We start from the raw sequence: 24420 nt of genomic DNA on the forward strand, positions 1-24420 counted from the left end.
GGGGCAAGCAAGGCGTTACCAGCTGTCGTTATCCGCTTCATCGAAGGTTTTGAAGGACAACGACGTCGGAATATCGCTGAAATAACCGAAGTAATAACTCGCGCCGAGCAGTTTGTACTGGTTCAGTTCGGTCTGGCTGGCGACGCGGCCGGCGACCCATTTAAAGCGGTGCTGACGCAAAAAGCGCACGATAGGCAGAAAGGCACTGCGATCTTCTTTGTTCTCCAGCGACACCGCGAGCTTGAGCATGTCCGGCTTATAGCGCGCAATCTGCTCAAAGTTTTCTGCCGCGGTGTAGAGTTCAAACCACAGCGCGTACGCGTTCTCGCGAACCTGCTCAACCAGCTCATCCAACCCAGAGTGCAGCGGGTTGGCAAAGTTGATCTGCACCGACGGCACCACGTGGGCAAATGCGGCGCGATGAAATTGCAATATCTGGTCGAGAAACAGCGCGCCCGCTGGCCACAGCAACGCATCGGCACGAATCGGCACGACCACGTTGCTGATGAGATCCGGATGAAATGTTTCCATCTGAAAACGCGACTGACGCAGCGCCAGATACAGGCTGTAGAGATCGAGACAGAACGCCATCGGCTCTGACAGCTCAAACTGATACACGCTCTGTTCGCCCTGACTGCCAAAACGCAACGTGAGGTGCTGATATTCCACCTCGCCACTTTGCGCCTCGCGAATCGCCTGACAGGCGTGGCGAATGTCGTTGCGCTGAAATGCGTCAAACACCAGCGCGTCGTCCTCCGTGACGATGTGCTGCTCAATAAGGTCGCGCAGATAATGGTACAGCGCTTGATGAGATGAGAGATTAGCCAAGGTTTCCTACCACGTTGATCTGTTTGTTTTCAGGAATTTCGTTGTACGACAGCACCGCCAGTCCGTGCGAGAACGTCCGCGCGTAGCGGGCAATCAGCGGTCGCAGTTGCGGCATCACCAACAGAATCGGTGCCATGCCTTGCTGTTTGAGCTGCTGCTTAATCAGCGGCAGGTTTTGCTGGAACTGGCCGAGAATATTCGGTTCGACCGGGAAGCTGTCCAGCATCACGCTGCCGCTCGCCTGTGCCTGATGCAGCGAGGTCATCAGCATTTGCTCCAGTTCGTCGGACAAGGCATACACCGGAATCTCGTTCTTCTGCCCTGCCAGCAGGTTAATCAGCGTGCGGCGCAAGGCGCAGCGTACATCGGCGGCAAGCAGAATCGGGTCTTTGGTGTTTTCCGACGATTCAAGCATGGTGTTGGCGATGGTGCGGATGTCTTTCAGCGGCACCTGATCGAGCAGCAGCTGACGGTACACTTTGAGCTGCTGCGCCGGGCGCAGCGCAGCGGCCAGCGCTTCCGCCAGTTTCGGCGCTTGCGCAGTCAGGCGCTGATTCATGGCATCGACATCGTCGTGGTTAAACAGCTCCGCCAGATGCGTTTTCATTACTTTGCTGATGTGGGTCGCCACTACGGTGGCATCATCCACCACCTGATAACCCATGTTCAGTGCGCGCGCTTTCTGCGGGTGTTCAATCCACACCGCCGGCAGGTTGTAGGCCGGATCGCTGCCGAGAATGCCGTCGATGTCGCCATAGGTTTCACCCACGGCGATCGCCATCAGGCGGTCGGGTTCGATAAAGCCCTGTTCGACCAGTTCGCCATTGAGCGAAATGGTGTATTGGTTGGGCTTGAGGCTCAGGTTGTCGCGAATCGCCACTTCCGGCAGCAAAAAGCCAACCTGCTCGGAAAGGTTGCGCCGCACACCGCGAATGCGCTGCGTCAGCGGCGCGCCGTGATCTTTATTGACCAGATGCACCAGACGATAGCCAAGCGCCAGCGACAAGGTCTGCACGTGAGGAATGTCTTCCCAGCTGAGTGGTGCGTCGCCTTCGTTTTGCATCGCCTGCGAAATCGCTTCGACTTCATCGAGCGAGGTGTCGACCACCGGGCTTTTGGCCTGCCGCCAACCGGCAAAGGCCAGCGCCGCCGCAAAGGTGAAAAACGCCAGATGTGGCATGCCCGGCACAATACCGATCACCACCATGATGCCCGCGACGGTAAACAGCGTGGCCGGCGTGGCCAGCAGTTGCTTGTGCATGGTCTGCGACATGTCGTTGTCGCTGTCGTTAATGCGCGTCACGATAATCGCCGCGGCCGTTGCCAGCAGCAAGGATGGGATTTGCGCCACCAGACCATCACCAATGGTCAGCAGGGCGTAGGTTTTAAACGCTTCTGAGGCAGGCAGGCCATGTTCGAATACGCCAATGCTGATCCCGCCGATGATGTTAATGAACAGAATCATCAAACCGGCGACCGCGTCACCGCGCACAAATTTCGACGCACCGTCCATCGAGCCGTGGAAGTCCGCTTCGTTCGCCACTTCGCGGCGACGATCGCGCGCGGTGTCTTGGTCAATCAGGCCGGCGTTGAGGTCGGCGTCAATCGCCATCTGCTTGCCCGGTAGGGCATCGAGTGTAAAGCGCGCCGAGACTTCGGAGATCCGTTCGCCACCTTTGGTGATCACCACGAAGTTGATGATCATCAGGATGATGAACACCACCATACCGACTACGTAGTTGCCGCCGATCACCACTTCACCGAACGCCTGAATCACTTTACCGGCGGCATCGCCGCCGTTGTGACCTTCCAAGAGCACGATACGGGTAGATGCAACGTTGAGCGTCAGGCGCAGCAACGTTGCGACCAGCAGGATGGTCGGGAAGATGGAGAAATCGAGTGGGCGTTTGGCAGTGGTGCTGACCAGCAGCACCAGAATCGCCAGGACGATGTTAAAGGTAAACAGCGCGTCCAACAGGAGCGGTGGCAGTGGCAGAATGACCATCGCCAGTACCATCAGCAGCACAATCGGAATACCGAGGTATCCCTTGCCGGAGTTTTGCCATTGTTTTAACCGGTTGAGCATGGTTATCAGTCCTTCATTCAATGCAAATCAGTGCTGCAGATGTTTCGGAATCGAAAAGTGTGGCAGTGGCAACGGTTGTTCACCGCTGCCACTGCGAAACGCTTTCAGCTGCAGGACGTAGGTCAGAATATGGGCCACCGCCACATACAGCTGGCTGGGCACAGCCTGCTCGATGGCAGTGGTGTAGTAAATCGAACGCGTGAGCGGCGGCGAGTGGATAATTTCCACCTGGTTGTCGCGCGCGAGGCGCTGAATGTGCAGCGCGGTTTCATCCACCCCTTTGGCGACCACAAACGGCGCGTCTGACAGTGCCGGATCGTATTTCAGCGCCACGGCGTAGTGGGTCGGGTTGACGATCACCACGTCGGCTTTGGGCACCATTTTGTCGATGCGGCGACGGGCGAACTGTTGCTGAATCTGGCGAATACGCTGTTTGATTTCCGGGCGACCTTCGTTGTTTTTGTATTCCTCTTTCAGCTCTTGCTTGGTCATTTTGAGCTCTTTGAGGTGTTCCCAGCGCTGGTAAGGAATGTCAATCACACCAAACACCAACAGGGCAAAGCCCATCAGCAGTAAGCCTTCAAACAGGATTTTCATGATCAGGATAAAGCCCTGATTGAGCGGCAGCCCCTGCATGCCCAGCATGGGTTGCAGATGGTTATCGAGATAGCCGTACAGCACGGCGAAAATGACGCTGACTTTGAGCGTTGATTTGACCAGTTCAACCAGCGAGCGGGTGGAAAAAATCCGGCTGATACCGCTGATCGGATTGAGTTTGCTCAGCTTTGGCAGCAGGTTGGCCGGGCGGAACAGCCAGCCACCGAGAATCATGCTGCTGGCGAGAGTCACCACGATGATGACCAGAAACATCGGCATCAACAGCTCAATCACCATACCGAGGCTGTGACCCAACTGTTCAATCATCTGCATCGGGTTGTCGAGATCGGCGCGGGTCAGCGATAGGTTATAGCGAAACACGCCCGCGATGGATTGCCAGACGGCGGGCAGCTGGGCGTAGAAGTAGATGGCCACGGCGAGAAAAATCACCGCGGTGGTGAACTCTTTGGCGCGGGGAATCTGGCCTTGCTCGCGCGCTTTTTTGACTTTTTGCGGCGAGGCCTTCTCGGTTTTGTCCTGAGACGAAGCTTGATCGCTCATGCGCCCCCCGCCATAAACTGATGGAGAAAGCGCAGCGTGTCATGCACCAGCGAGCCGTAGCGTCCCGGTACACCGGAGACGGAAATCAGCACACTGAACAGGCCGAGTAACATGGTCATCGGAAAGCCGAGTGCGTAAACGTTCAGGCTGGGGGCGGCGCGGTTCATGACACCAAAACTGATGTTGGCCAGCAGCATCGAGACGATGGCAGGCAGCGCCAACGCGAGTGCCGCCGAGAACATCCAACTGAAAATGTTGACGATGCCTTGCAGCGACAACATGGTGATCCCGGAGCCGACCGGCCACACGGTAAAGCTCTGGATCAGTACATCAATCACCACTAAGTGACCTTCCAATGCCAGAAACAGCAGGGTGGTGAACACCAGAAAAATGCGGCCGAGAATGGCGACGGACAGGCCGTTCACCGGGTCGTTCATCATCGCCATGCCAAGACCCATTTGCAGCGAAACAATCTGGCCGAGCATGGTAAACACGGTGAACAGCATGTGCAGAATCAGGCCGAACATCAGCCCCCACACCGCCTGCTCAAACGCGAGAAACAGCGACGTCATCGACATCAAATCGACTGCGGGCATCGCGGGCATCAAAGGCGCGGTGATCACGGTGATGGAGAGGGCAAGCAGACTGCGCACCCAAACCGGGATCAGTAGGTCACCGAAAAACGGCATCGAAACAAACACGGCGCCGATACGGAAAAAGGGCCACCACAGTTGCCCTAACCAGCTGGAAATCTCGGCAAAGCTCAGCTCCATCAGCCAATCATCCCCGGAATGTTATGGAACAGAAAATCAAACAGTTCCATGAACTTGCGTAGCATCCAGTGACCGGCAAAGATGACCATCAGCAACGTCACCATCAGGCGTGGCAGAAAGCTCAGCGTCTGTTCGTTGATCTGGGTGGCGGCCTGAAAAATCGCAATGCCGAGGCCGACAATCAGACCCGGCACCACCAACACACCGACAATCAGGATCACCATCCATACGGCGTTGGAAATCAGGGTCACGACAGTTTCTGGAGTCATACAGCGTTCCTTAAATGTGCCGAGTCACGCTACTGCGCGAAGCTGGCCGAGAGGGTGCCGACCGTCATCGCCCAGCCATCGACCAGCACAAACACCACCAGTTTGAACGGCAGCGAGATGATCAGTGGCGAGAGCATCATCATCCCCATCGCCATCAACACACTGGCGACCACCAGATCGATGATGAGAAACGGAATGAACAGCATGAAGCCGATTTGAAACGCGGTTTTCAGCTCACTGATGACAAACGCCGGCAGTACCACGGCAAACGAAATGTCGTCGACGTTCTGATCCAGCGGTTCGTTAGCAATACGCAGCATCTGCTCCAGCGAGCTTTGCTGTGTCTGCGCCAGCATGAAATTGCGCACCGGTTTTTCCGCGACGGAAAACGCCTGCATCAGCGTAATCTGGCCTTGGTCATACGGTTTGAACGCATGCTCATACACATCGCTCCACACCGGACGCATGATGAGCAGCGACAGCGCCAGCGCAATGCCGACCAAGACGCGGTTGGGCGGGCTCTGTTGCAGGCCTAGCGCCTGACGCAAAATCGCCAGCACCACGATGATGCGGGTAAAGCTGGTGGCCATCAGAATGAACGCCGGCAGAAAACTCAGCGCCGTCATCAGCAGCAGAATTTGCAGCTTGACGCTGTACTCTTCCTGAGTGCTGCCGTCGGACACCGTGAAAAGGGTCAGGCCGTTATCGGCCGCCAGCGACGGCCATGCAAACAGCATCAGCACGAGCGCCAGCGCGCCAATCCAGCGCAGGGAACGCGGTTGAGTCATGACAAAAACCTGTTATTGGCCCACAGCGGTGAGGGCGCTGTCGAGCACGTCAATCAGGCGCAGGCCGTACTTGTCGTTCACCACCACCACTTCGGCGTGACCCAGCAGCGAGCCGTTCACTTTCACATCCAGTGGCTCGCCGTTGAGCTTATCCAGTTCAATCACGCTGCCTTCGCCCGCTTTCATCAGATCGCCGAGCGCGATCTCTTTGCTGGCGACTTCCAGCGTGACGGTGACCGGAATATTGCGAAAGAAGCTCAGGTCACGTTCCACTTTTGGCGCTGCCTCAACCACGGTTTCTGTTTCCAAATCTTCCAGATGAAAATCATCGAAATTGAGCTCTTCGCCATCAAAGCTTGCATTGTCTAGAGCGTCACTCATCTTAGGGATTCCTTATCTTGGTTTAAAATCAACACCAGTTGTCCTTCCTGCTCGGCAACCCGGCCTGAAAACAGGCGCTCGTTACCGATACTGACCGGAACAGTGGAGAGTAAGTCGATGGGGAGAATGTCATTGGGTGCCAGATTCAGCACATCGCTGAGTGGCATGGTTTTCTTGCTCAGCAGTACATTGAGACGTACTGGGGCGTCTTGCAGCGAACGGTGAAATTGCTCACTCAGTTCGGCATTGGGTTGCAGATCCAGTTGGTCAATCAGGGTTTGCACCAACTGGCTTTCAAAAATCAGCGTCAACACTCCGCGCTGGTCAGCATAACGAAGTGACAGTTCGGCTTTCAGGCCGACGCCGCTGCCAATGTCGCCGTCGTGTAGTTGCCACATCTCTTGCGGCGCGACCCACTGAGTGGTCACTTTGCCGATGCGTTCTTGCAGACGACGGTCGCTGCTGGTCAGCACACTTTGGCTGCGTTCAATGTTGGCGCCGTAAAAGCGATCGGCCAGTTTGATCAGCATGCTGCTTTCAAGGCGCACAAACAGCGAGCCGCCGTTCTGATGACGAAACTGGGTCATACAGCTCTTGTCGATGTCTGAAGGCTTGAGGCTGTGCAGTTCCACCGATTCCAGCTCCACATCGATATGGTGCGTGGTCAGCCAGTTCTGCAGCTCGCTGGTCAGGCCGTTACAGGAGTCGGTGATAATGGTGTCCAGTTTTTCCCGAATAACATGAATCGGCTTTCCTAGTAGTTCCACGTTTAAGGTCTTCACCTCGGGAATAGGCGTCTGGATTTGATTTTCCATTTATATTTTACCGTGCGTTGACAGAGAGTGTTTTCTTTGTGGAGCACAGTCTACACAGAATTTTTTATTTATTTTTAGTGCCTAATTATAACTTTGTGACGTTAGTTCATATGTTGATTTGAACCGCCAATTTAGTTCTTCAATAAAAATACGAAAGCGGTTAGGTTGGTCGCTAAATAATTATAGATATAAATGAATAAAAAATGATCAGCCTAATTTATAGGCTGTTTTTTCGTGTTTAAGACGGCGAATGAATCGCTGCAGAAGACGTCACGGAAGATAACTTTTTGTATTAGTTGGTTGTTTATTCATCAGTCTCAGCGCGATTACTGCTTGATTTACAAAGGCTTGTAACGTGGTGGACATTGAATCAGATTGGGACATCAATATGAAAATGTATGCCAGTTATGATAATTCGGTGGCATATTTAAATGACAGGAAAGTGTCAATAGAAGGTAAAAAATATTTCTATCACCAAGTGTTAAAAATATGTTCAATTACTTCTTGCGCTTTAGGTTTATTTCTAACTATGCCATCTTTTGCTGAGCAAGAGATAAAAGTTCCTATGGATTTGTCATCTTGGATATATAAAGGTGATGTATTTAATTGCAATTTGATGCATACGGAAGTTCCGCATGGGAAGTTTTATTTCCGCTCAGTCACAAATAATAAAATATCCTTTGAATTTCGCTTTAATAATAGCCCGGTAACTTGGCAGCAGGCAGACCTGTCTTTGCTTACTCCGCCGTGGATTGTGCCGCAGCAGGCGACCCCGATTAGTGAGGGGATTCGCCACCAAGGCAACCGCTTCTCTTTTTCGACCAATATTGATGCGTTACTGCACGCGATAGACCAAGGGCAGTGGCTACAACTGTCGCTGAGCGGAAGCACCCCTTCCGAGTCGCAGCGGGTCACGCTGCCTTCCATTCGCGTGCACAACGTCATCACTCAGTTCAAAGCTTGTCAGCAACAGCTGCCGGCGATCACCTTTACCGAGGCGCGCGATACTTCTCTCCATTTTGCTTCGGGTCAGCAGTCGCTGAGCGCTGCTCAGCAACGCACACTGCGTGACCTGATTTCTTATGTTGAGCGTGACAAACGGGTGACGCATCTGCTGATTGACGGCCACACCGACAATGTCGGTTCGCGTTTAGCCAACCTGAATGTATCGCGCAGCCGTGCCGATCAGGTTGCCGCGGTGCTGGAAAAGCTTGGGGTCGCGGCTGACAAAATTCAGATTCGCGCTCACGGCTCGCGGTATCCCGTGGCCAGCAACGAGACCGAATCCGGCCGTGCCCAAAACCGCCGCGTGGAGATCCGCTTAGTCCGTGACGACGAAAGCGTGGTGGCCGCCACTCCTCCAACCAACGACTCAATGAAGGTTCAGTAATGACGAAGTCAGATATTTTGTTGGTTGAGCCAAACGAACTTCTAGCTCAACCCGTCATCGATGTTTTGATCGAAGCCGGCTACCGCGTGCGCCATGCACGTACCGGCCGCAGTGCGTTATTACAGGAGGCCGCCGCCATCACGGTGGTGAGTGCCAACTTACCGGACATGGGCGTGCGTGAGTGGGTCGCGTGTCATCAGAAGCAAGCAGGCGCGGGGGTGGCAATTGCGATTGTCGATCAGGATCAGGGCATTCTGGCGGCAGAAACCATGAAAGCGGGCGCGACCGATTATCTGCTGCGTCCGTTTGAATCCAACCAGTTATTGAATCTGCTGCGCCGCGTGGAAGCGCTTGGTAAACCGATGGCCAACATCGTCGCTGAATCCTGGCGCAGTAAGCAGGTGCTGCAACTGGCGCATCGCGCCGCCTGCACCAGCGCCAGCGTACTCATCACCGGCGAGTCCGGCACAGGTAAAGAAGTGCTGGCGCGTTACGTGCACCAACAATCTAACCGTGCAGACGGTCCGTTTGTGGCGGTCAACTGCGCCGCCATTCCGGAGTCGATGCTGGAAGCGGTGCTGTTTGGCCACGTCAAAGGCGCCTTTACCGGCGCACTGGCGTCGCAAAGCGGTAAGTTTGAAGAGGCCAACGGCGGCACCATTCTGCTCGATGAAATCGGCGAAATGTCACCGGCAGTACAGGCCAAGTTGCTGCGTGTTTTGCAGGAGCGGGAAGTGGAACGGGTGGGCAGTCACAAAGCGATTCAACTGGATATTCGTGTGATTGCCGCCACCAACAAAGACTTGCGCGAAGAGGTGCAGAAAGGCCAGTTCCGTGAAGATCTCTATTACCGTCTGGATGTGTTGCCTTTGCACTGGCCACCGCTGCGTGAGCGCAAAGAGGACATCCTGCCGATCAGTCAGTTTTTTATCACCAAATATCAGGATGGCAGTAGATGCCATCTGTCTCAGGACGCGCGCGTGGCGCTCAGCCAGTACCATTGGCCGGGCAACATTCGTGAGCTGGAGAACGTGATTCAGCGTGCTCTGGTGATGCGTCACGGCGACTACATCACTGCGCAGGATCTGATGCTGCCGGTGGAGTTCCAGTCACCTTCACAGCCTGTGGTATCTGATGCGGCCTTTGGTCACGTCGAAGCGAAGAAACAGGCGGAATACCAATACATTCTGGACAAACTTCGTCAGTTCGGTGGTAACCGGACGAAAACGGCGAATGCTCTGGGCGTATCGACCCGCGCACTGCGCTACAAATTGGCGGCGATGCGTGAACAGGGCATCGACCTTCAGTCAGTACTAGGCTCAGCCGCCTAAAGGAGAGGTAAACATGGCAAATCAACCTATCGGTAATGCAATGTCCGCCGAGCAGTTAATGCTCACCAAAATGGACGCAATGCGCGTACAGGCGACGCCGGATTTCGTCGTCAGTGCGAACCCGCTGGACGTCAAAGCGGTCAATCCGCCTCTGTCGTTTTCATCGGCCATGACGCAGGTTCTGGATGTGGTGAACCAGCATCAGGCGGTCGCCAGCAGCAAAATGACCGCGGTGGAAACCGGCAAGAGCGACGATCTGGTCGGGGCGATGATCGCTAGCCAGAAGGCCAGCCTGTCGTTTAACGCGCTGATGCAGGTGCGCAACAAAGTGGTTGCGTCGTTTGAAGACATTATGAAGATGCCGGTGTAAATCATGTCTGAACTTACTACTCAAGTGGCGGGTGCCAGTGGCATCAGCCCGAATGGCTCTTCGGTCAGGGGCATGGACGATGTCAGCCGTAAATTGAAACAGCTGTGGTCAAGCAGTCAGCGCAATCTTGTGCTCTCGGCGGTGCTGGCGGCGATTGTGGCGGCGCTGATTGTGGTCGCGCTGTGGAGTTCTTCGCAGAGTTTCCGTCCGCTGTATGGTCAGCAAGAGCAGTTTGATGTGGGCGACATCGTCTCGGTGCTGGAAGCTGAAAGCATCAGCTATCGCCTGCAGGAACAGAATGGCCAGGTTCTGGTGCCGGAAGGGGAAGTGGCGCGCGTACGCATGCTGCTGGCCGCCAAAGGCATCAAAGCCAAGCTGCCGACCGGGCTTGATTCACTACAAGAAGACAGCTCTCTCGGCACCAGCCAGTTTATGGAAACCGCCCGTTACCGCCACGGTTTGGAAGGTGAGTTAGTGCGCACTATCATCGCGCTTAATGCGGTATCGAACGCGCGTGTGCATTTGGCCATTCCTCGTCAAACGCTGTTTGTGCGCCAGAACGGCGAAGCGCCGTCGGCGTCCGTCATGCTGGAACTCAAAGCGGGTGAAGACCTCAAACCGGAGCAGGTGGAAGCGATCATCAATCTGGTGGTGGGCAGTGTGACGGGCATGAAGCCGGAATTCGTCTCGGTGATTGACCAGTATGGCCGCTTGCTGAGCGCCGACGTGGCGTCGGGCGATTCGGGCAAAGTGAACGCCAAATACCTTGATTACCAGAAGAACCTGGAGAAGCAGGTGATTCAGCGCGCGGCAGACATGCTGACGCCGATTGTCGGTCCAAGCAACTTCCGCGTGCAGGTGGCAGCCGACATGGATTTCAGCCGTGTGGAAGAGACGCAGGAAATCCTCGACAACACGCCCGTGGTGCAAAACGAGCACACCGTTCAGAACAACTCGATTGACCAGATTGCGCTCGGCATTCCGGGGTCGCTGAGCAACCAACCGCCAGTGACTGGTGAGAAGCCGACTCAGGACAGCCAGAACTCGAACGCGCGTTCTGAAATCAACCGCCAGTACGCCGTGGGCAGCAGTGTGCGCCGCACGCAGTACCAGCAAGGTCAGGTGAAAAAACTCAACGTTTCTGTGCTGTTGAACTCAGCGGCTGCGCCGAATGGCACCGGGTGGAGCGACCAAGAGAAGACAGAAATCTCCGCCATGCTGATGGATGCCGTTGGCATCAGCGCCGCGCGCGGTGACAGCCTGAGCTTGATGAGCTTTAACTTTACGCCGATCGAGATTGAAGCGCCGCCAAGCATTCCATGGTGGCAGGATCCGACCGTGCAGCAGCCTCTGCGTTACGTGATTGGCGGCATGCTGGGCATGGCGATGATCTTCTTCGTGTTGCGTCCGCTGATCATGCATCTCACCGGTGCGGATCGCCGCAGCCAAGAGCTGGAGTTTGCGCTGCCGCCAGAAGAGCCTTACTACGAGAATCTTCAAACCCGCGAAGAGCGTGAACGTGAAGAGGCGCTTAACCGCCGCTTGGAAGAGAAAGGCATCAAAGCATCCAGCGGTCTGGACGTGAGCAGCGACATGTTGCCACCGCCAGGATCGCCGTTAGAAATTCAACTGAAACATCTGCAGCTGATTGCCAATGAAGAGCCAGAACGCGTCGCAGAAGTCTTGAAACAGTGGGTAAATGTGAATGAACACAGCACAGTCAACGCAGAACCAAGAGCTTAATCATGTCGAACAGACCGCACTGGTCCTGCTCGGAATGGGCGAAGATGCCGCGGCGAAAGTGCTGCGCCATTTCAGCCGCGATGAAACGCAGCGCGTGACCAAAGCGATGGCGCGCCTCAGCGGTATTAAAAGCGACAACGCGAAAAACATTATTCAGCAGTTCTTTGATGATTTTCGTCAGCACAGTGGCATTCGTGGCGCGTCAAAAGAGTACTTGTCCAACACGCTGCGCAAAGCGCTGGGCAATGATCTGGCCAAAGGCCTGCTTAACAATCTGTATGGCGATGAGATTCGCAACAACATGCAGCGTCTGCAATGGGTGGACGCGGAAATGCTGGCGCGTTTTATCAGCAACGAACACCCGCAGATGCAGGCGATTTTCCTCGCCTATCTGCCGCCTGACAGTTCGTCTGCGGTGCTGAAATGCCTGCCGCAGGATTATCACGATGAGCTGCTGTACCGTATCGCGCGTCTGCAGGATATTGACCATCAGGTCGCCAACGATCTCAATGAGCTGATTGAACGTTGCATCGAACAGGTCTCGGTGACGCAAAGCGCGCCGCTGTCCGGTGTGAAGCAGGTCGCGGATATCATCAACCGCTTTGAAGGCGACCGCGCCACACTGATGGAAATGCTCAAACTGCATGATGAAGATGTGGTGAGCGAAATCGAACAGAACATGTTTGACTTTATGGTGCTCGGCCGTCAGCGCGAAGAGACCATGGACCGTCTGGTACAACAGGTACCGATGGAGCTGTGGGGCATTGCACTCAAAGGGGCGGAGATCACGTTGCAACAGGCGATCAAACGCTCGATGCCGCAACGTATGGTCAAGGCGCTGGAAGACGATATGCAGGTGCGTGGTGCGGTGGCGCTCAGCCGGGTTGAGCGCGCGCGTCAGGACATCATGCAGATTGTGCGTGAACTGAGTGAAGCAGGCGAAATCGAACTGCTGCTTTATCAGGAACCGACGGTGGAGTAAGCCATGTCAGCAGAAAAAATTATGCGTCTGCCTACGGGCAGTTATCGTCTGCACCGTTTCCCGCCACTGGCTCAGCCAGTGAAGGCACCGGACGACCGGTTGCTCGATGACGAGTGGCAGGACACGCAGGTGGATATTCAGCAGCAGCTCGAAGCAGGTTTTCAGCAAGGGTTGCAGCAGGGCTATGACGAAGGTTTGCGTCAGGGGCTGGAACAGGGCAAGCAACAAGGCATTATTGACGGCCAGAAAGAGGGTTTTCAGAAAGGCTTTGTCTCCGGCGAACAGTCCGGTAAGCAGCACTTTTTGGAAGCCGCCAAGCCGGTCAACGAACTGTATCAAACCCTGTCGCGCTGGCAGGCGGAACGCGAGCAGCAGCAGCGTCATATCATTTGTGAGCTGGTGCAGAAAGTCGCGCAGCAGGTCATTCGTGCCGAACTGACGCTGATGCCGCAGCAGATTTTGTCGCTGGTGGGTGAAACTCTCGATGCGATGCCGGGCAAAGCGGAAAGTGTGACTGTGCATCTGAATCCGCAGGATCTGGACCGCATTCGCGACATCAATGCCGATCTGCCGAAGAACTGGAAACTGGTGGCGAACAAAGAGCTGCCCGTGGGTGGTTGCCATCTGGTCACGGACGATGCCGAAGCCGATGCCAGCTGTGACTCACGCCTGCAAGCGTGCATGGACAATGTGAAACAGCATCTGCTGGATGAAGTCACCGCAGGGCAAGAGGTGGCGGATGAGTAATCCGCACAGCGGCGGAATGCTGACTGACCGCCTCAACGATGCCATCGCGTCGCTCGATTCTGTGCCGGTGGCGCGGGTGACCGGGCGACTGGTGAAGGTGAACGGCCTGATGCTGCAAGCAGTGGGCTGCCGCTTCAAACTCGAACAGCGCTGTCTGGTCGAAACAGCTGAAGGCGACATGATCGAAGCACAAGTGGTCGGTTTTGACCACAATGTCGCTTATTTAATGCCCATTCGCCGCTTGGGTGGTCTGTTTGCGGGGGCGAAAGTGGTGCCGCTGGAAGGCGACAGCACGGTGCAGCTCAGCAGTCAATGGCTCGGCCGGGTAGTGAACGGGTTAGGCGAAGCACTTGATGACGGCGCGCCGCTGCGTGGTGGCGACCGCGTGTCGCTCGAACCCAAGCCGATTAACCCGCTCAAACGCCGCCCGGTGGACACGCCGCTCGATGTCGGCGTACGCACGATTAATGGCCTGCTGACGGTCGGCAAAGGTCAGCGCATCGGCCTGATGGCCGGCAGCGGCGTGGGTAAAAGTGTGCTGATGGGGATGATCACCCAGAACACGGAAGCGGACGTGATTGTGGTCGGGCTGATTGGGGAACGTGGCCGCGAGGTGCGTGAATTTATCGAGCGCAACCTGACTGAACAAGCACGCCGCAAAGCGATTATCATTGCCGCTCCGGCGGATGAGTCGCCATTGATGCGACTGCGCGCGACGCTGCTTTGCCACCGCGTGGCGGAATATTTTCGCGATCAGGGTAAAGACGTTTTGCTGTTGATGGACTCGCTGACCCGCTATGCGATGGCGCAGCGTGAAATTGCCTTGTCGCTTGGCGAACCGCCTGCATCGCGCGGGTATCCGCCGTCGGTATTCAGCGTGTTGCCGCAACTGCTTGAACGCGCGGGCAACAGCGATAACCCGGATGGCAGCCTGAGCGCGATTTATACGGTACTGGCCGAAGGCGACGATCAGCAAGATCCGGTCGTCGATTCAGCGCGCGCGATTCTCGATGGTCACGTGGTGCTGTCACGTCAGTTGGCCGAGCAGGGGCACTATCCGGCGATTGATGTCAATGCCTCGATCAGCCGCTGTATGTCGGCGGTGACACCGGAGGCGCACGTCACGGTCGCCAATCAGTTTCGTCAGCTTTACGCCAACTATTTGCAGGTCAAAGAGCTGCTGCCGCTCGGCGGTTACCAGCCGGGGCAGGATGCGGAGCTGGATCGCGCCGTCGCTATGTATCCTCATCTCAAAGCATTTCTGCAACAGTCGGCCAAAGAACGTGTCGATTACACCGCAAGCCTGACCCAACTGGCTCTGCTGTTTCAAATGCCGTGAGATAAGCCATGAAAGAGAAGATTCGCGCCGTCGGCAAACTGCAACAGGTCGAAGAGAAAACCCGCGACCGCATCGGGCAGCAGCTCGATTCGATGCGCCAGCGGCATCAATATCTGCAAGCGCAGCTCAATCAATTGGCGAGTCTTAAATCCAGCGCTGGCGATTCAACGCTGCACGCGCCAACGCTCAACAGTGCGCTGCTGATGAACCTCAATCGTGTCGACCACATGCTGCAAAAACTGCTGCGTCACCATGAGCAGGAACAAGCGGTGATGGAGGCGCGTTGTCATTCGGTGCAACAGGTGCTGGAGAGCAAACACGCGCGGGTCAAAGGGTTGGAACAGGTGCTGGAGCGCTGGCGCAAAAAGCAGGCTTTTGAGCGCGCGCGCAAAGAGCAGAAGCAGATCGAAGATATCCTCAATGCGCGCCATCGTAAGCGCGCATTGTGACTCGAACGGGGCGGCGAACGGGAGCTTACGCCAGTTCGCCGGTGGCCTGAAACGTTTCCAGCTTGGCCAGATACGGTGACAGATCGGCGATATTCTCCGCCAGCCAGGCTGGGTTGTAGTAGGTATCCAGATAACGCTCACCACTGTCGCACAGCAGCGTCACAATAGAGCCGGTTTCTCCGCGGCGTTTCATCTCACTCGCCAGTTGCAGCGCGCCATACAGGTTGGTGCCCGTGGAGGCGCCTGCTTTACGGCCGAGAATTTTTTCCAGCCATTGAATGGTCGCAATGCTTGCTGCATCCGGCACCACACGCATCTCATCCACCACATTCGGAATAAAGCTTGGCTCAACACGAGGGCGGCCAATGCCTTCAATTTTGCTTCCGCACTTGAGCGTCAGGTTCGGATTGCGGGTTTGGTAAAAATCGTAAAACACCGAATTCTCCGGATCGACCACACACAGCTTGGTGTTGTGCTGCTGATAGCGAATAAAGCGGCCAATGGTTGCTGACGTGCCGCCCGTTCCCGGGCTCATTACGATCCAGCTCGGGATCGGGTGATCTTCCATCTTCATCTGATGAAAAATGCTGTCGGCGATATTGCTGTTACCACGCCAGTCGGTGGCGCGCTCGGCGTAGGTGAATTGGTCCATGTAATGACCATTCAGCTCTTTGGCCAGACGGCGCGACTCGTCATAAATCTGATCGGAGCGGTCGACCAAATGGGCTTTGCCGCCGTAAAACTCAATCTGCTCAATCTTCTTACGCGCGGTGCATTTAGGCATCACGGCAATAAATGGCAGACCGAGCAGGCGCGCAAAGTACGCTTCAGACACTGCGGTGCTGCCGGAAGACGATTCGATGATCGGTGTGTCCGGACCAACCCAGCCGTTACAAATGGCGTAGAGAAACAGTGAACGCGCCAAACGGTGTTTGAGCGAACCGGTCGGGTGGGTACTTTCATCTTTCAGATAGATGTCGATGCCAGCCACGCACGGCAGGTCGAGTTTGATCAGGTGCGTGTCGGCAGAGCGTTGAAAGTCGGCTTCAATTTTGCGAATCGCGCTGTTAATCCATTGATGGTCGGTGCACATAGGTCTCTCCATGAGCGTGAATCCCAAACCCAGCGAAAGGTCGCACAACGTTTGGGAAAAGTGAATTCGGTATGGGAATAATTTAGCTGTAAGAGGAGAGAAAAACTTTGCTAATTTGCCTGTGGTTTTGTAGGTTTGGAGAATAATTTTCTCCCGAATGGGGTTAAAAAATGCAACTCGACAAAATTGATCGTCAGATCTTGGCAATTTTGCAAAAGGACAGCACGGTGTCGCTCAACGATTTGGCGGAAGCGGTCAATCTCACCACCACGCCTTGCTGGAAGCGACTGAAAAAGCTGGAAGAATCCGGCATTCTCAGCAAACGGGTCGCGCTGCTTGATCCGGAAAAACTCGACTTGTCCTTTATCGCCTTTGTGATGGTCAAAACCAGCGACCATTCGCACGAGTGGTATCGCCGTTTTGTGGCGACGGTGGATGAATACCCGGAAGTGATGGAGTTCTACCGCATGGCGGGGGAGTACGATTACATGATGAAAGTGCTGGTCAAAGACATGAAGCACTTTGACCAGTTTTACAAAAAGCTGGTGAACAGCGTTGGCGGGCTGAATAACGTCACATCGACCTTTGCGATGGAATCGCTCAAGTACACCACCGAGCTACCGCTTTGACGCTCAACGACCTGATACCAGCGGTTAAGCGATATCAGGTCGTTGAAGATATGGCTGGTGTTTAGCCGAACAGCCAAGCGAGCAGCAAAACCACGGCCAGCAGTACCGCGAATGCTTTGAGTAGCGGTTTGATGTCAGTGCTGCCGCCATTGGGTGGTTGATTACAGCATCCCATAATGTCCCCTCCTGAGTGAATGTCGGTAGCACTGTAAAGCCTGACCTTGGGTGAAGGTAAAGCGTCGCTGCGAAAAAACTCAGGCGTTTTTAAACCGCATCACGCCTTCTTGCACCGCTGTGGCGACCAGGTGGCCTTCACGGTTATAGATTTCCCCGCGCACTAAGCCGCGTGTGTTGCTGGCGGTCGGGCTTTCAATCGCATACAGCAACCATTCGTCCATTTTGAAAGGACGGTGGAACCAAATCGAATGGTCGATGGTGGCGACCTGAAAATTGGGCGTCATCAGCGTCACTTCATGCGGGTGCAGCGCCGTTACCAGAAATCCCCAGTCTGAGGCGTAACCCAGCAGGTATTGGTGAATGAGCTGATTGTCTGGCATCTCGCCGTTGGCGCGGATCCACAGGTACTGTTTCGGTTCGGCCTTTTGTGGTTTGAGCGGATTGATAACGGTCACCGGACGCATCTCAATCGGCTTTTCGCCGCAGAATACTTTCTTCACTTTTTCTGGCAGCAGGTGAGCAATTTGCGCCGCCAGTTCGGATTCTGACGCAAAGTTTTCCGGCCCCGGAACATCCGGCATGGTTTTCTGATGCTCAAAGCCCGGCGCTTCACCGTGGTAAGACGCGGTGAGGTAGAAAATAGGGCGGCCGTTTTGAATCGCTTTCACACGGCGCGTGCTGAAACTGCGGCCATCGCGCAGGTTTTCAACATCGTAGATGATCGGTTTTTCAGGATCGCCAGGGTAGAGGAAGTAACTGTGAAAAGAGTGCACGGTACGGTCAGATTCAACCGTGTAGCGCGCTGCGGACAGCGCCTGACCGATCACTTGGCCGCCATACACTTGCGGCAAACCGAGGTTTTCGCTTTCGCCGCGGTAGAGACCCTCTTCCAGTTTTTCTAGCTGCAGCAAGCTCAGCAGCTCTTTTAATGGTTTGCTCATGGCTCCTCACCTGATTGGTTATGTTCGTTGTTATTTTGTGAGTTACGTCAAATAACTGTCAAGACCAACTGAGGGTCATAGCAGTTTATGAAACGGATCTTATAATAGCTGCGATTACCTTAATTCAAGTGAGGCACTATGAAAAAGGCACTACTTCTGGCGTCATCGGTTCTGTTAGGTTCGGTACTGGTGGGTTGCCAGACTTCTGAGGACTCAACGACCATGACACAAACCACACCCGCAGCCATGAAGACGGTAACGGGTACTCTCGCGTATCGTGAGCGCATTGCGCTGCCAGAAAATGCGGTGGTGACAGTAACGCTGCAAGACGTTTCTCTGATGGATGCGCCAGCGAAAGTGATCGCGACTCAAACTTTTGAGACGAAAGGCAAGCAAGTTCCGTTTGCGTTTGAACTGGCTTACGACAGCGCCCAAATCGACGCGCGTCATACCTACAGTGTCAGCGCTCGTATCGAGCTAAACGGCAAACTGCGCTTTATCACCGATACCCATTACGGTGTGATTACTGATGATAATAACACTAACCAGGTTGATTTGAAGCTGGTTGGCGTTAGCGCAAACTAATGCTTTGAGAGTGACGATAAAAAGCAATGGCAGCCTAAGGCTGCCATTTATATATTCTGAGTGAGATCTTTCCCTGACTGCTCACGGCTATCCCTTCCGCAACTAATCGTTCCCGCTGCCTGTCCCAATCAGGGCCGGTTAACGAAATCTCCCCTTTACTGTTGATGACCCGAAACCACGGCAGTTTGCTGTCTTTGGGTAAATTTCCCAGCGCTTTGCCGACGTGGCGCGCATAACCGGGATAACCCGCCATACGTGCGATTTCGCCGTAGGTCGAAACTTTCCCGTGTGGGATTTGGTGAATGACAGCAAAGATCTGTGCCAGAAATTGGTCCATAATGACAGTGTCCTAGTTCAATTGTTACCACGGATAGGTATAAGGAGCTGGAATTGGTATTCTCCGCTTTTCAATTTGTAATCACAACGTTATTGGTGATGGTGTGTGCCCGGGCGCTCGGTCTGAGCGAGGGCGATGTTCCATTCATCACCTTCGTCATCCCTGCTCTCTGGATACTGCCGCGCGGTGGGATCACGGGTTTCGTTTTGCTGGCGGGGATGGCCGCTTACGGCATTACGCTTCCTTATCAGCCGGCCTCTCTCTCGGTCAGTATGTGGGTACTGTTCCCTATGATGATGGTAGCGTTTTCACGTGGCAGCAATAAGGGCATCATGGCGATCAGCGCGCTTATCGTGATCACGCTGCAAGTCGGCATTATGGTGACGCAAGCGGCGGGTAAATTAGACGGTGAACCTTGGATGACGGTTGTGCAGCTTGCTGCGGTGGTCGTGATCTGGTGGTCGGCATCGAGTTGGAAACCGAGCCATAGCCATAGCTGGTGGGCATTGGGACTGATCATTCCATTGTGGGTGGCGGGTCTGACGTTTGCTGCGGTGATTGCGCTGTGCCTGACCGGTCTGGTGGCTGTGATGGAGAGCCTGTCACAAGTTAAATCGTTTAGCTGGAGTAAGCTTTTGTGCTGGACGCTGCCTTCCGTCAGCTTTATGGCAGTGGTGCTTTCGCCGGACATCGACGTACCTAAACCTGTGTTTGTGGTGTGGATCTGCTTGCTGACGACGGCCTGGATGACCGACTACATTCTCAAAAATACCGAAGAGCAGCCATTGTAAACGTATGCACAGAAAATCGAATCCAGTGCAAACTTATGAAGGACATTGAAATAAGTCCTTATGCATACACGCTGAGATTCGGTATTATCAGCAATTACTAAAATTACAATTCTATAAAAAACAACGTCAATGTTTAAAACGCTAGCAATTCGGGGCTGGATGCTGCTGTTACTGTATTTTCTCGCAGTTCCGGCACACGCCGAGCCACCGCATAATGAACAACCCTATTTAGTCGCGACCGAAGCGGACGATGTCGTCACGCGCGTGTTATTCGATGCGATTGCCTACCAGTTCAATATCGACATTCAGTACGTCAACTACCCAAGTTTTGATGCGATTTTAAAATCGGTCGAGTCCGGTGAAAGCGATTTCGCCGCCAACGTCACCTACACGGAAGCGCGCGCGAAACGGTTTGATTACTCGGCGCCCACCAATATCGAATACACCTACCTTTACAGCTATACCAACGCCACATTGGATGAAATTAAGCGTATCGGCGTGCCGAAAGGGACGATTTATGGTGAGCTGATTCGTGAGAATTACCCACACCTCACACAAGTGGAATACGACGGTTTCAGCGAAGCGAAAGTGCTGCTGGAAAGCGCGCAAGTCGATGGTGTGGTCGATGCGATCAACCAACTCAAACCGATGTTAACGCGCGGCCTGGACGCTCAGCTGTTGAACGATCGCATTTCGATTCAACCTGTCTCGCTGATTGTGCCGAAAGGCAAACATGGTGAACTGCTGCATGAGTTCGAGACATTCATTCACTCAGCCAAAGTGCAAAAATTGCTGCGTGAATCGATTCAGAAATATCAGTTCGACATCCGTAAACAGGCGCTGCGTCAGGCGGTCATCGACAGCGGTGTCAACCAGCAACGTCCGTTGCGGGTGAAGCTCGAAAACCTGACTCAGTTTGCCAGATACGGCAATGATGGGTCAGTGAAAGGCATCAGTGCAGACGTAGTATTCCAGGCGTGTGACATCTTGCTGCTTAAATGCGATTTGGTCAGCGCAGCGGATGAAACCTGGGAAAGCATGTTCACGGACATTCAGGACAAGCACATCGATATCATTGCGCCGATTTCCATATCCGAGCAGCGCAAAAAAATGGTCTATTTCAGCGAGAGCTATTACCACCCACAAGCGGTGATGGTGAAACGCGAAGGCTATAAGGACAACGTGTACAGCAATGTCTCGGAGCTGGTCGTAGAGCGCATTGGCGTGATCAAAGATGACTTCTTTGAAGAGCTGATGCAGCGCATGCTGCCTAACAAAGCGCTGATCACCTTCTCTAATCAGGAAGAGCAGATTCAGGCATTGCTCGATAAGCAAGTCGACTACATCGTGCTGAGTAAGGCGAACTTTAACCAGATTTTGCGTGATGCGGATTCACTGTTGCCAATCGTGGAAGATTCGATGATCGGCAGTTTCTATGCCTACGATATTGCGATTGGTTTCCCTAAGAACCAAGTCGGTGCCGCGCTGGCACCGCTGTTTACGCGCGCAATCAAAATTATCGATACCCAGAAAATCATCAAAAAATACGATTATCAACCGGACTGGCGTGCAACGCTATTGACGGAAAAGCGCTTCGCCCGTCACAGCCAGTGGTTGTTTATCTTACTGGTGCTGTTTTTGTTGAGTGTGGCGCTGTATCTGAATTTTCAGTCCAACACCGATAATCTCACCAAACTGCGTAATCGCCGTTCGTTGTACCGCCGATTCCGCCGCGGTTTGCCGGGCAAAACCACGCTGGTGTATCTGGATATGAACCAGTTCAAGCCGATTAACGATAACTACGGCCATGAAATTGGCGACAAAGTTCTCAAGCAGTTAGCCGCGCGGATCAATCAGGTGTGGAAAGGAAAATCGTACCGCATTGGGGGCGATGAATTCATTCTGGTTGGTGAAGCGCGCGGGAATGAGTTACAAGCCATTATTGATCAGCTACAAAGCTTCCTGTTTATCTGTACCGAGCGTGATGTCAGCTTTGATGTGACGGTGGCGGTGGGGATCTCTACTGAACGTGAACGCTATATGTCGCTGCAGGAGGTCCTGCATCAAACGGATATCGCCATGTATCAGGAGAAACGCAAACGCCCGCTGGCAAAAGCGGAACGTCCGGCTAAAGAGCCGATGGAAGTGAAATAAACAAATTGCTCAAATGGTGGGCAGTTGAAGGTAAATCAATGCTTTTCGCCCGATTTGGGGTTGCAATAGCGGGGGCGATACCGGATAATCCTCACCACTCTTCGGCAGCAAGCTGAAGTGACCTATGGGGGCCCTGGTCCTCCCGCAACACTAGTTCGTGAATCTGGTCAGGTCCGGAAGGAAGCAGCCACAGCGAATGACGTGTGTGCCGGGATGTGGCTGGGGCTTCCACCCATCTTGCCGATGAAAGCATAAAGCGTCCCAATAAAAGCGTAAGCTGTCCTTTTTAAACCCATTAAGTGTCCTAAGCTAAATTTGGTTGTTTTATTACAACGTTATGGGACAAGTTATGTACGTTCGCAATCTTCGCAAACCATCCACAACAAAAACGTTTATAAGTTTGCGAGTTCTAAAATCGAAGTGTCATTTTGTGTGAAAGTTCTTTAGAACGAGATTGTTGTTATCATCTCGAATACTCTAAGGACGTTCTTTCATTCCGATCACAACCCGAAGGTTTCTATTATTCTTCAGGTCACAAGCGTTATTCCTATACTCCTGATTTTCTCTTCCGAAACCAAGATGGTTCAGAAGACTTCCTTGAAGTTAAACCTCTGGATAAAACCTTCTCTGCAGATTTCAAACGTTCCTTCGCTCTAAAGCGTATTACCGCAAAGCAACAAGAAAATTATTGGTATTAGTCACTGATAAGCAGATACGTAATGGTGTGTATCTAGAAAACCTAAACTTAATACATCGGTAATCGAAATTAGTAACAAGGCGCCCAATCGAGCGCCCTTGAGTTCAGAGAGTTGTTCTGCATCTGCCTTGGTAAGGTAGATTGCATCGATACTGATGCAAATTCTTAGTGATGACCGAAGGCACCTGGTAGAGATTAGCGACGTCTTCATCGTAGTTTTCCAAACCAAGGTCACAGGCGTGAACCACACCATCTTTAAAATCCCACTTTCTCAGTGCATTTGGGTAGTCACAACCGACCAACTCCATAGCTTTCGGGAGAGTGGTCGCAACTAATGTTTTTTGGATGGGGCCGTGGCAGAACCAAATGTCCTTTTGACCACTCTTCGGCTCTTTGAGCGTCCAGCAGTAGGCAATCGCCTCTTTGAAGTCTTTAGTTCGTGCTGTACTTATAGGTTTAGCATTCGCACCGGTTTGTTGGGGTGGGTTAGCCTGAACGGTTGTCCCGTTGGTTGACGGTTGACTTGAAGCAGCAGACGCGACAGATGGTGCCGTCGTTGTTTTATTTCCGGCTTGGGTAGCATTTTTCATCGTAGCCAGAGTCTGCTCTCTCTTTTCCATGCGATCCATGTAAGTCGGTTGGATTTGCGCGTACTGCTTACTCAGGTTCGGTCGGGGAACATAGTTGTTAGTATTCGATTGGCTGTATGTAGGCAGTGTTTTAACGCTAGTATCGAAGTTTGCCAACCCTTGGCGGATACCTGCGCTGACCGCTTCACTATCTCGTTTCTTCTGTTCTGCAACCATCTGGTTGTAGGCTTTAGATGCTTCGGAACTCTTATCTCCTTTGGCTGCTAGGTAAGCAAGTGAGGTATTAACACGCTTAATGGACGCAGCTGTTCGGGATAAATCCGCTTCCTGAAACTGTTCTGGTGTCTTGTGCAGTGAGTCCATAAAGCCCTCACACTTTCTCATCGAAAGGTAGGATGATGACTTAAGGCATGGGTGACTCGATTCAAACCCGATGACAAAGGTAATCTGCTCTTCAACGATTGCGGTTTCAACTTCGTTGGGAAGGTTTTTCCACGTTCTGTCGATCGTCAATATCGTTGAGCCATCACCAAGGACATACCGCCAAGAGCGAGTTTGAGTGCTGTCCCAACCTCTTCTAAAGTAGTAACTCACCACGTGTCCACCCGCGACGATAGGGTAGTGCTCCTTCAGAACTTGATCGAACGTATCGATACCGCGTGTCATTGCTTCAAACCAATCTCCTGAACGTCCCCAGAAATCCCATTGTGTGTTGAACGTAAAGCGGCATGAATTACCTTTCCACGCTTTGGTGGAATCTAGGCAGTACTGTTCCATACGGTTGATAACGTATTGAGAGGATTTGGTCATCTCTTCAGGCGTCTCCGTGGGTTCATCACTGTGCCCCCAAATTGCCTGATGCATCCCATAAGTGCAGCCCGTTAACATTGCGGTGAGCAATAGTAACGCTGGAAATAGAACCTTATTGGTCATCTTGTGAGCTCATCATGTCATTGTTGTTATTGACAGAAAGTATA

25 protein-coding genes and 1 other RNA gene are annotated in these 24420 nt (G+C 53.6%); 14 read left to right on the forward strand and 12 right to left on the reverse strand.

What is annotated here, in order from left to right; translation table 11 throughout:
- Positions 1-15: 15 nt before the first annotated feature.
- From LGV68_RS01400 to LGV68_RS01435, 8 genes are read right to left on the reverse strand one after another with little or no spacing between them, the layout of a single operon-like run.
- Complete coding sequence (locus LGV68_RS01400) at positions 16-828, reverse strand: EAL domain-containing protein (RefSeq protein ID WP_020329963.1); 813 nt, start codon at positions 826-828, stop codon at positions 16-18.
- Positions 821-2914, reverse strand: coding sequence for a flagellar biosynthesis protein FlhA (locus LGV68_RS01405; protein ID WP_075988366.1), 2094 nt, complete (start codon positions 2912-2914; stop codon positions 821-823). The genes LGV68_RS01400 and LGV68_RS01405 overlap by 8 nt, the downstream gene beginning before the upstream one ends.
- A 27-nt stretch (positions 2915-2941) precedes the next feature.
- Positions 2942-4072 (reverse strand): flagellar biosynthesis protein FlhB, encoded by a 1131-nt coding sequence (flhB, locus tag LGV68_RS01410; RefSeq protein ID WP_047460237.1) that lies wholly within the window; start codon positions 4070-4072, stop codon positions 2942-2944.
- A complete protein-coding gene (gene fliR, locus LGV68_RS01415; RefSeq protein ID WP_047460234.1) occupies positions 4069-4845 on the reverse strand; it encodes a flagellar biosynthetic protein FliR in 777 nt (258 codons plus the stop codon). Before fliR ends, flhB begins: the two co-directional genes overlap by 4 nt.
- The gene (gene fliQ / locus LGV68_RS01420) at positions 4845-5114 is read right to left on the reverse strand and encodes a flagellar biosynthesis protein FliQ (RefSeq protein ID WP_004725108.1); all 270 of its coding nucleotides are present in this window, start codon (positions 5112-5114) and stop codon (positions 4845-4847) included. Before fliQ ends, fliR begins: the two co-directional genes overlap by 1 nt.
- Positions 5115-5143: 29 nt before the next feature.
- Positions 5144-5902, reverse strand: coding sequence for a flagellar type III secretion system pore protein FliP (gene fliP, locus LGV68_RS01425; RefSeq protein WP_020329967.1), 759 nt, complete (start codon positions 5900-5902; stop codon positions 5144-5146).
- Positions 5903-5914: 12 nt separating this feature from the next.
- On the reverse strand, positions 5915-6283 hold the full coding sequence (gene fliN, locus LGV68_RS01430; protein ID WP_020329968.1) for a flagellar motor switch protein FliN: 369 nt from the start codon (positions 6281-6283) through the stop codon (positions 5915-5917).
- Positions 6280-7098: a FliM/FliN family flagellar motor switch protein gene (locus tag LGV68_RS01435; protein WP_252536067.1), complete on the reverse strand. Its 819-nt coding sequence runs from the start codon at positions 7096-7098 to the stop codon at positions 6280-6282. The genes fliN and LGV68_RS01435 overlap by 4 nt, the downstream gene beginning before the upstream one ends.
- Before the next feature lie 565 nt (positions 7099-7663).
- Between LGV68_RS01435 and LGV68_RS01440 the strand changes: the two genes are divergently transcribed.
- From LGV68_RS01440 to fliJ, 8 genes are read left to right on the forward strand one after another with little or no spacing between them, the layout of a single operon-like run.
- Positions 7664-8488, forward strand: coding sequence for an OmpA family protein (locus LGV68_RS01440; protein ID WP_289781581.1), 825 nt, complete (start codon positions 7664-7666; stop codon positions 8486-8488).
- Positions 8488-9819 (forward strand): sigma-54 dependent transcriptional regulator, encoded by a 1332-nt coding sequence (locus LGV68_RS01445; RefSeq protein ID WP_020329971.1) that lies wholly within the window; start codon positions 8488-8490, stop codon positions 9817-9819. Before LGV68_RS01440 ends, LGV68_RS01445 begins: the two co-directional genes overlap by 1 nt.
- Positions 9820-9832: 13 nt before the next feature.
- Complete coding sequence (gene fliE / locus LGV68_RS01450) at positions 9833-10189, forward strand: flagellar hook-basal body complex protein FliE (protein ID WP_020329972.1); 357 nt, start codon at positions 9833-9835, stop codon at positions 10187-10189.
- Positions 10190-10192: 3 nt separating this feature from the next.
- Positions 10193-11932: a flagellar basal-body MS-ring/collar protein FliF gene (fliF, locus tag LGV68_RS01455; RefSeq protein WP_252536069.1), complete on the forward strand. Its 1740-nt coding sequence runs from the start codon at positions 10193-10195 to the stop codon at positions 11930-11932.
- Entirely contained in the window at positions 11895-12914 is a 1020-nt protein-coding gene (locus tag LGV68_RS01460) for a flagellar motor switch protein FliG (protein ID WP_020329974.1), read from the forward strand. The genes fliF and LGV68_RS01460 overlap by 38 nt, the downstream gene beginning before the upstream one ends.
- Positions 12915-12917: 3 nt before the next feature.
- Positions 12918-13661 (forward strand): flagellar assembly protein FliH, encoded by a 744-nt coding sequence (gene fliH / locus LGV68_RS01465; RefSeq protein WP_024373212.1) that lies wholly within the window; start codon positions 12918-12920, stop codon positions 13659-13661.
- Positions 13654-15000 (forward strand): flagellar protein export ATPase FliI, encoded by a 1347-nt coding sequence (gene fliI, locus LGV68_RS01470; RefSeq protein ID WP_202659851.1) that lies wholly within the window; start codon positions 13654-13656, stop codon positions 14998-15000. Before fliH ends, fliI begins: the two co-directional genes overlap by 8 nt.
- Before the next feature lie 8 nt (positions 15001-15008).
- On the forward strand, positions 15009-15449 hold the full coding sequence (gene fliJ / locus LGV68_RS01475; protein ID WP_252536070.1) for a flagellar export protein FliJ: 441 nt from the start codon (positions 15009-15011) through the stop codon (positions 15447-15449).
- Positions 15450-15474: 25 nt separating this feature from the next.
- Here the strand turns inward: fliJ and LGV68_RS01480 are convergent, their stop codons facing one another.
- A complete protein-coding gene (locus tag LGV68_RS01480) occupies positions 15475-16542 on the reverse strand; it encodes a PLP-dependent cysteine synthase family protein (RefSeq protein WP_004725120.1) in 1068 nt (355 codons plus the stop codon).
- Positions 16543-16712: 170 nt separating this feature from the next.
- Here LGV68_RS01480 and LGV68_RS01485 point away from each other — a divergent pair, with 170 nt between their 5' ends.
- Positions 16713-17171 carry an Lrp/AsnC family transcriptional regulator gene (locus LGV68_RS01485; protein WP_020329977.1) on the forward strand — a complete coding sequence of 153 codons (459 nt, stop codon included), beginning with the start codon at positions 16713-16715 and terminating at the stop codon, positions 17169-17171.
- Between the two features lie 254 nt (positions 17172-17425).
- Here the strand turns inward: LGV68_RS01485 and tesB are convergent, their stop codons facing one another.
- Positions 17426-18289 (reverse strand): acyl-CoA thioesterase II, encoded by an 864-nt coding sequence (tesB, locus tag LGV68_RS01490; RefSeq protein WP_020432078.1) that lies wholly within the window; start codon positions 18287-18289, stop codon positions 17426-17428.
- A 138-nt stretch (positions 18290-18427) separates the two neighbouring features.
- Between tesB and LGV68_RS01495 the strand changes: the two genes are divergently transcribed.
- Entirely contained in the window at positions 18428-18874 is a 447-nt protein-coding gene (locus LGV68_RS01495) for a YbaY family lipoprotein (RefSeq protein WP_020329980.1), read from the forward strand.
- A 34-nt stretch (positions 18875-18908) separates the two neighbouring features.
- Here the strand turns inward: LGV68_RS01495 and LGV68_RS01500 are convergent, their stop codons facing one another.
- Positions 18909-19211, reverse strand: a complete 303-nt coding sequence (locus LGV68_RS01500; RefSeq protein ID WP_020329981.1) for a DNA base-flipping protein — start codon at positions 19209-19211, stop codon at positions 18909-18911.
- Between the two features lie 53 nt (positions 19212-19264).
- Between LGV68_RS01500 and LGV68_RS01505 the strand changes: the two genes are divergently transcribed.
- From LGV68_RS01505 to LGV68_RS01520, 4 genes are all read left to right on the forward strand, one after another.
- Complete coding sequence (locus LGV68_RS01505; protein ID WP_020432084.1) at positions 19265-20002, forward strand: hypothetical protein; 738 nt, start codon at positions 19265-19267, stop codon at positions 20000-20002.
- Positions 20003-20161: 159 nt separating this feature from the next.
- Positions 20162-22156 carry a GGDEF domain-containing protein gene (locus LGV68_RS01510; RefSeq protein WP_252536806.1) on the forward strand — a complete coding sequence of 665 codons (1995 nt, stop codon included), beginning with the start codon at positions 20162-20164 and terminating at the stop codon, positions 22154-22156.
- 131 nt (positions 22157-22287) lie between these two features.
- Positions 22288-22384: signal recognition particle sRNA small type (gene ffs, locus LGV68_RS01515), an RNA gene on the forward strand.
- A gap of 200 nt (positions 22385-22584) precedes the next feature.
- Positions 22585-22854: a Tn7 transposase TnsA N-terminal domain-containing protein gene (locus LGV68_RS01520; RefSeq protein ID WP_237721183.1), complete on the forward strand. Its 270-nt coding sequence runs from the start codon at positions 22585-22587 to the stop codon at positions 22852-22854.
- A gap of 103 nt (positions 22855-22957) precedes the next feature.
- Here the strand turns inward: LGV68_RS01520 and LGV68_RS01525 are convergent, their stop codons facing one another.
- Positions 22958-24376, reverse strand: a complete 1419-nt coding sequence (locus tag LGV68_RS01525) for a hypothetical protein (protein ID WP_252536071.1) — start codon at positions 24374-24376, stop codon at positions 22958-22960.
- Positions 24377-24420 lie beyond the last annotated feature (44 nt).

The sequence above is a fragment of the Vibrio sp. LQ2 genome (assembly GCF_023920125.1).
GTDB classification, from domain to species: domain Bacteria; phylum Pseudomonadota; class Gammaproteobacteria; order Enterobacterales; family Vibrionaceae; genus Vibrio; species Vibrio fluvialis.

Bases quoted from the DNA above. Each gene is read 5' to 3' on its own strand.
- LGV68_RS01480 (WP_004725120.1), bottom strand. From the start codon at position 16,542: ATGTGCACCGACCATCAATGGATTAACAGCGCGATTCGCAAAATTGAA.
- fliR (WP_047460234.1), bottom strand. From the start codon at position 4,845: ATGGAGCTGAGCTTTGCCGAGATTTCCAGCTGGTTAGGGCAACTGTGG.
- LGV68_RS01405 (WP_075988366.1), bottom strand. From the start codon at position 2,914: ATGCTCAACCGGTTAAAACAATGGCAAAACTCCGGCAAGGGATACCTC.
- fliE (WP_020329972.1), top strand. From the start codon at position 9,833: ATGGCAAATCAACCTATCGGTAATGCAATGTCCGCCGAGCAGTTAATG.
- fliN (WP_020329968.1), bottom strand. From the start codon at position 6,283: ATGAGTGACGCTCTAGACAATGCAAGCTTTGATGGCGAAGAGCTCAAT.
- fliJ (WP_252536070.1), top strand. From the start codon at position 15,009: ATGAAAGAGAAGATTCGCGCCGTCGGCAAACTGCAACAGGTCGAAGAG.
- fliQ (WP_004725108.1), bottom strand. From the start codon at position 5,114: ATGACTCCAGAAACTGTCGTGACCCTGATTTCCAACGCCGTATGGATG.
- LGV68_RS01440 (WP_289781581.1), top strand. From the start codon at position 7,664: ATGGATTTGTCATCTTGGATATATAAAGGTGATGTATTTAATTGCAAT.
- LGV68_RS01500 (WP_020329981.1), bottom strand. From the start codon at position 19,211: ATGGACCAATTTCTGGCACAGATCTTTGCTGTCATTCACCAAATCCCA.
- LGV68_RS01445 (WP_020329971.1), top strand. From the start codon at position 8,488: ATGACGAAGTCAGATATTTTGTTGGTTGAGCCAAACGAACTTCTAGCT.
- LGV68_RS01495 (WP_020329980.1), top strand. From the start codon at position 18,428: ATGAAAAAGGCACTACTTCTGGCGTCATCGGTTCTGTTAGGTTCGGTA.
- fliI (WP_202659851.1), top strand. From the start codon at position 13,654: ATGAGTAATCCGCACAGCGGCGGAATGCTGACTGACCGCCTCAACGAT.
- fliH (WP_024373212.1), top strand. From the start codon at position 12,918: ATGTCAGCAGAAAAAATTATGCGTCTGCCTACGGGCAGTTATCGTCTG.
- LGV68_RS01510 (WP_252536806.1), top strand. From the start codon at position 20,162: ATGCTGCTGTTACTGTATTTTCTCGCAGTTCCGGCACACGCCGAGCCA.
- fliP (WP_020329967.1), bottom strand. From the start codon at position 5,902: ATGACTCAACCGCGTTCCCTGCGCTGGATTGGCGCGCTGGCGCTCGTG.
- LGV68_RS01525 (WP_252536071.1), bottom strand. From the start codon at position 24,376: ATGACCAATAAGGTTCTATTTCCAGCGTTACTATTGCTCACCGCAATG.
- fliF (WP_252536069.1), top strand. From the start codon at position 10,193: ATGTCTGAACTTACTACTCAAGTGGCGGGTGCCAGTGGCATCAGCCCG.
- LGV68_RS01460 (WP_020329974.1), top strand. From the start codon at position 11,895: ATGAACACAGCACAGTCAACGCAGAACCAAGAGCTTAATCATGTCGAA.
- LGV68_RS01485 (WP_020329977.1), top strand. From the start codon at position 16,713: ATGCAACTCGACAAAATTGATCGTCAGATCTTGGCAATTTTGCAAAAG.
- LGV68_RS01435 (WP_252536067.1), bottom strand. From the start codon at position 7,098: ATGGAAAATCAAATCCAGACGCCTATTCCCGAGGTGAAGACCTTAAAC.
- flhB (WP_047460237.1), bottom strand. From the start codon at position 4,072: ATGAGCGATCAAGCTTCGTCTCAGGACAAAACCGAGAAGGCCTCGCCG.
- tesB (WP_020432078.1), bottom strand. From the start codon at position 18,289: ATGAGCAAACCATTAAAAGAGCTGCTGAGCTTGCTGCAGCTAGAAAAA.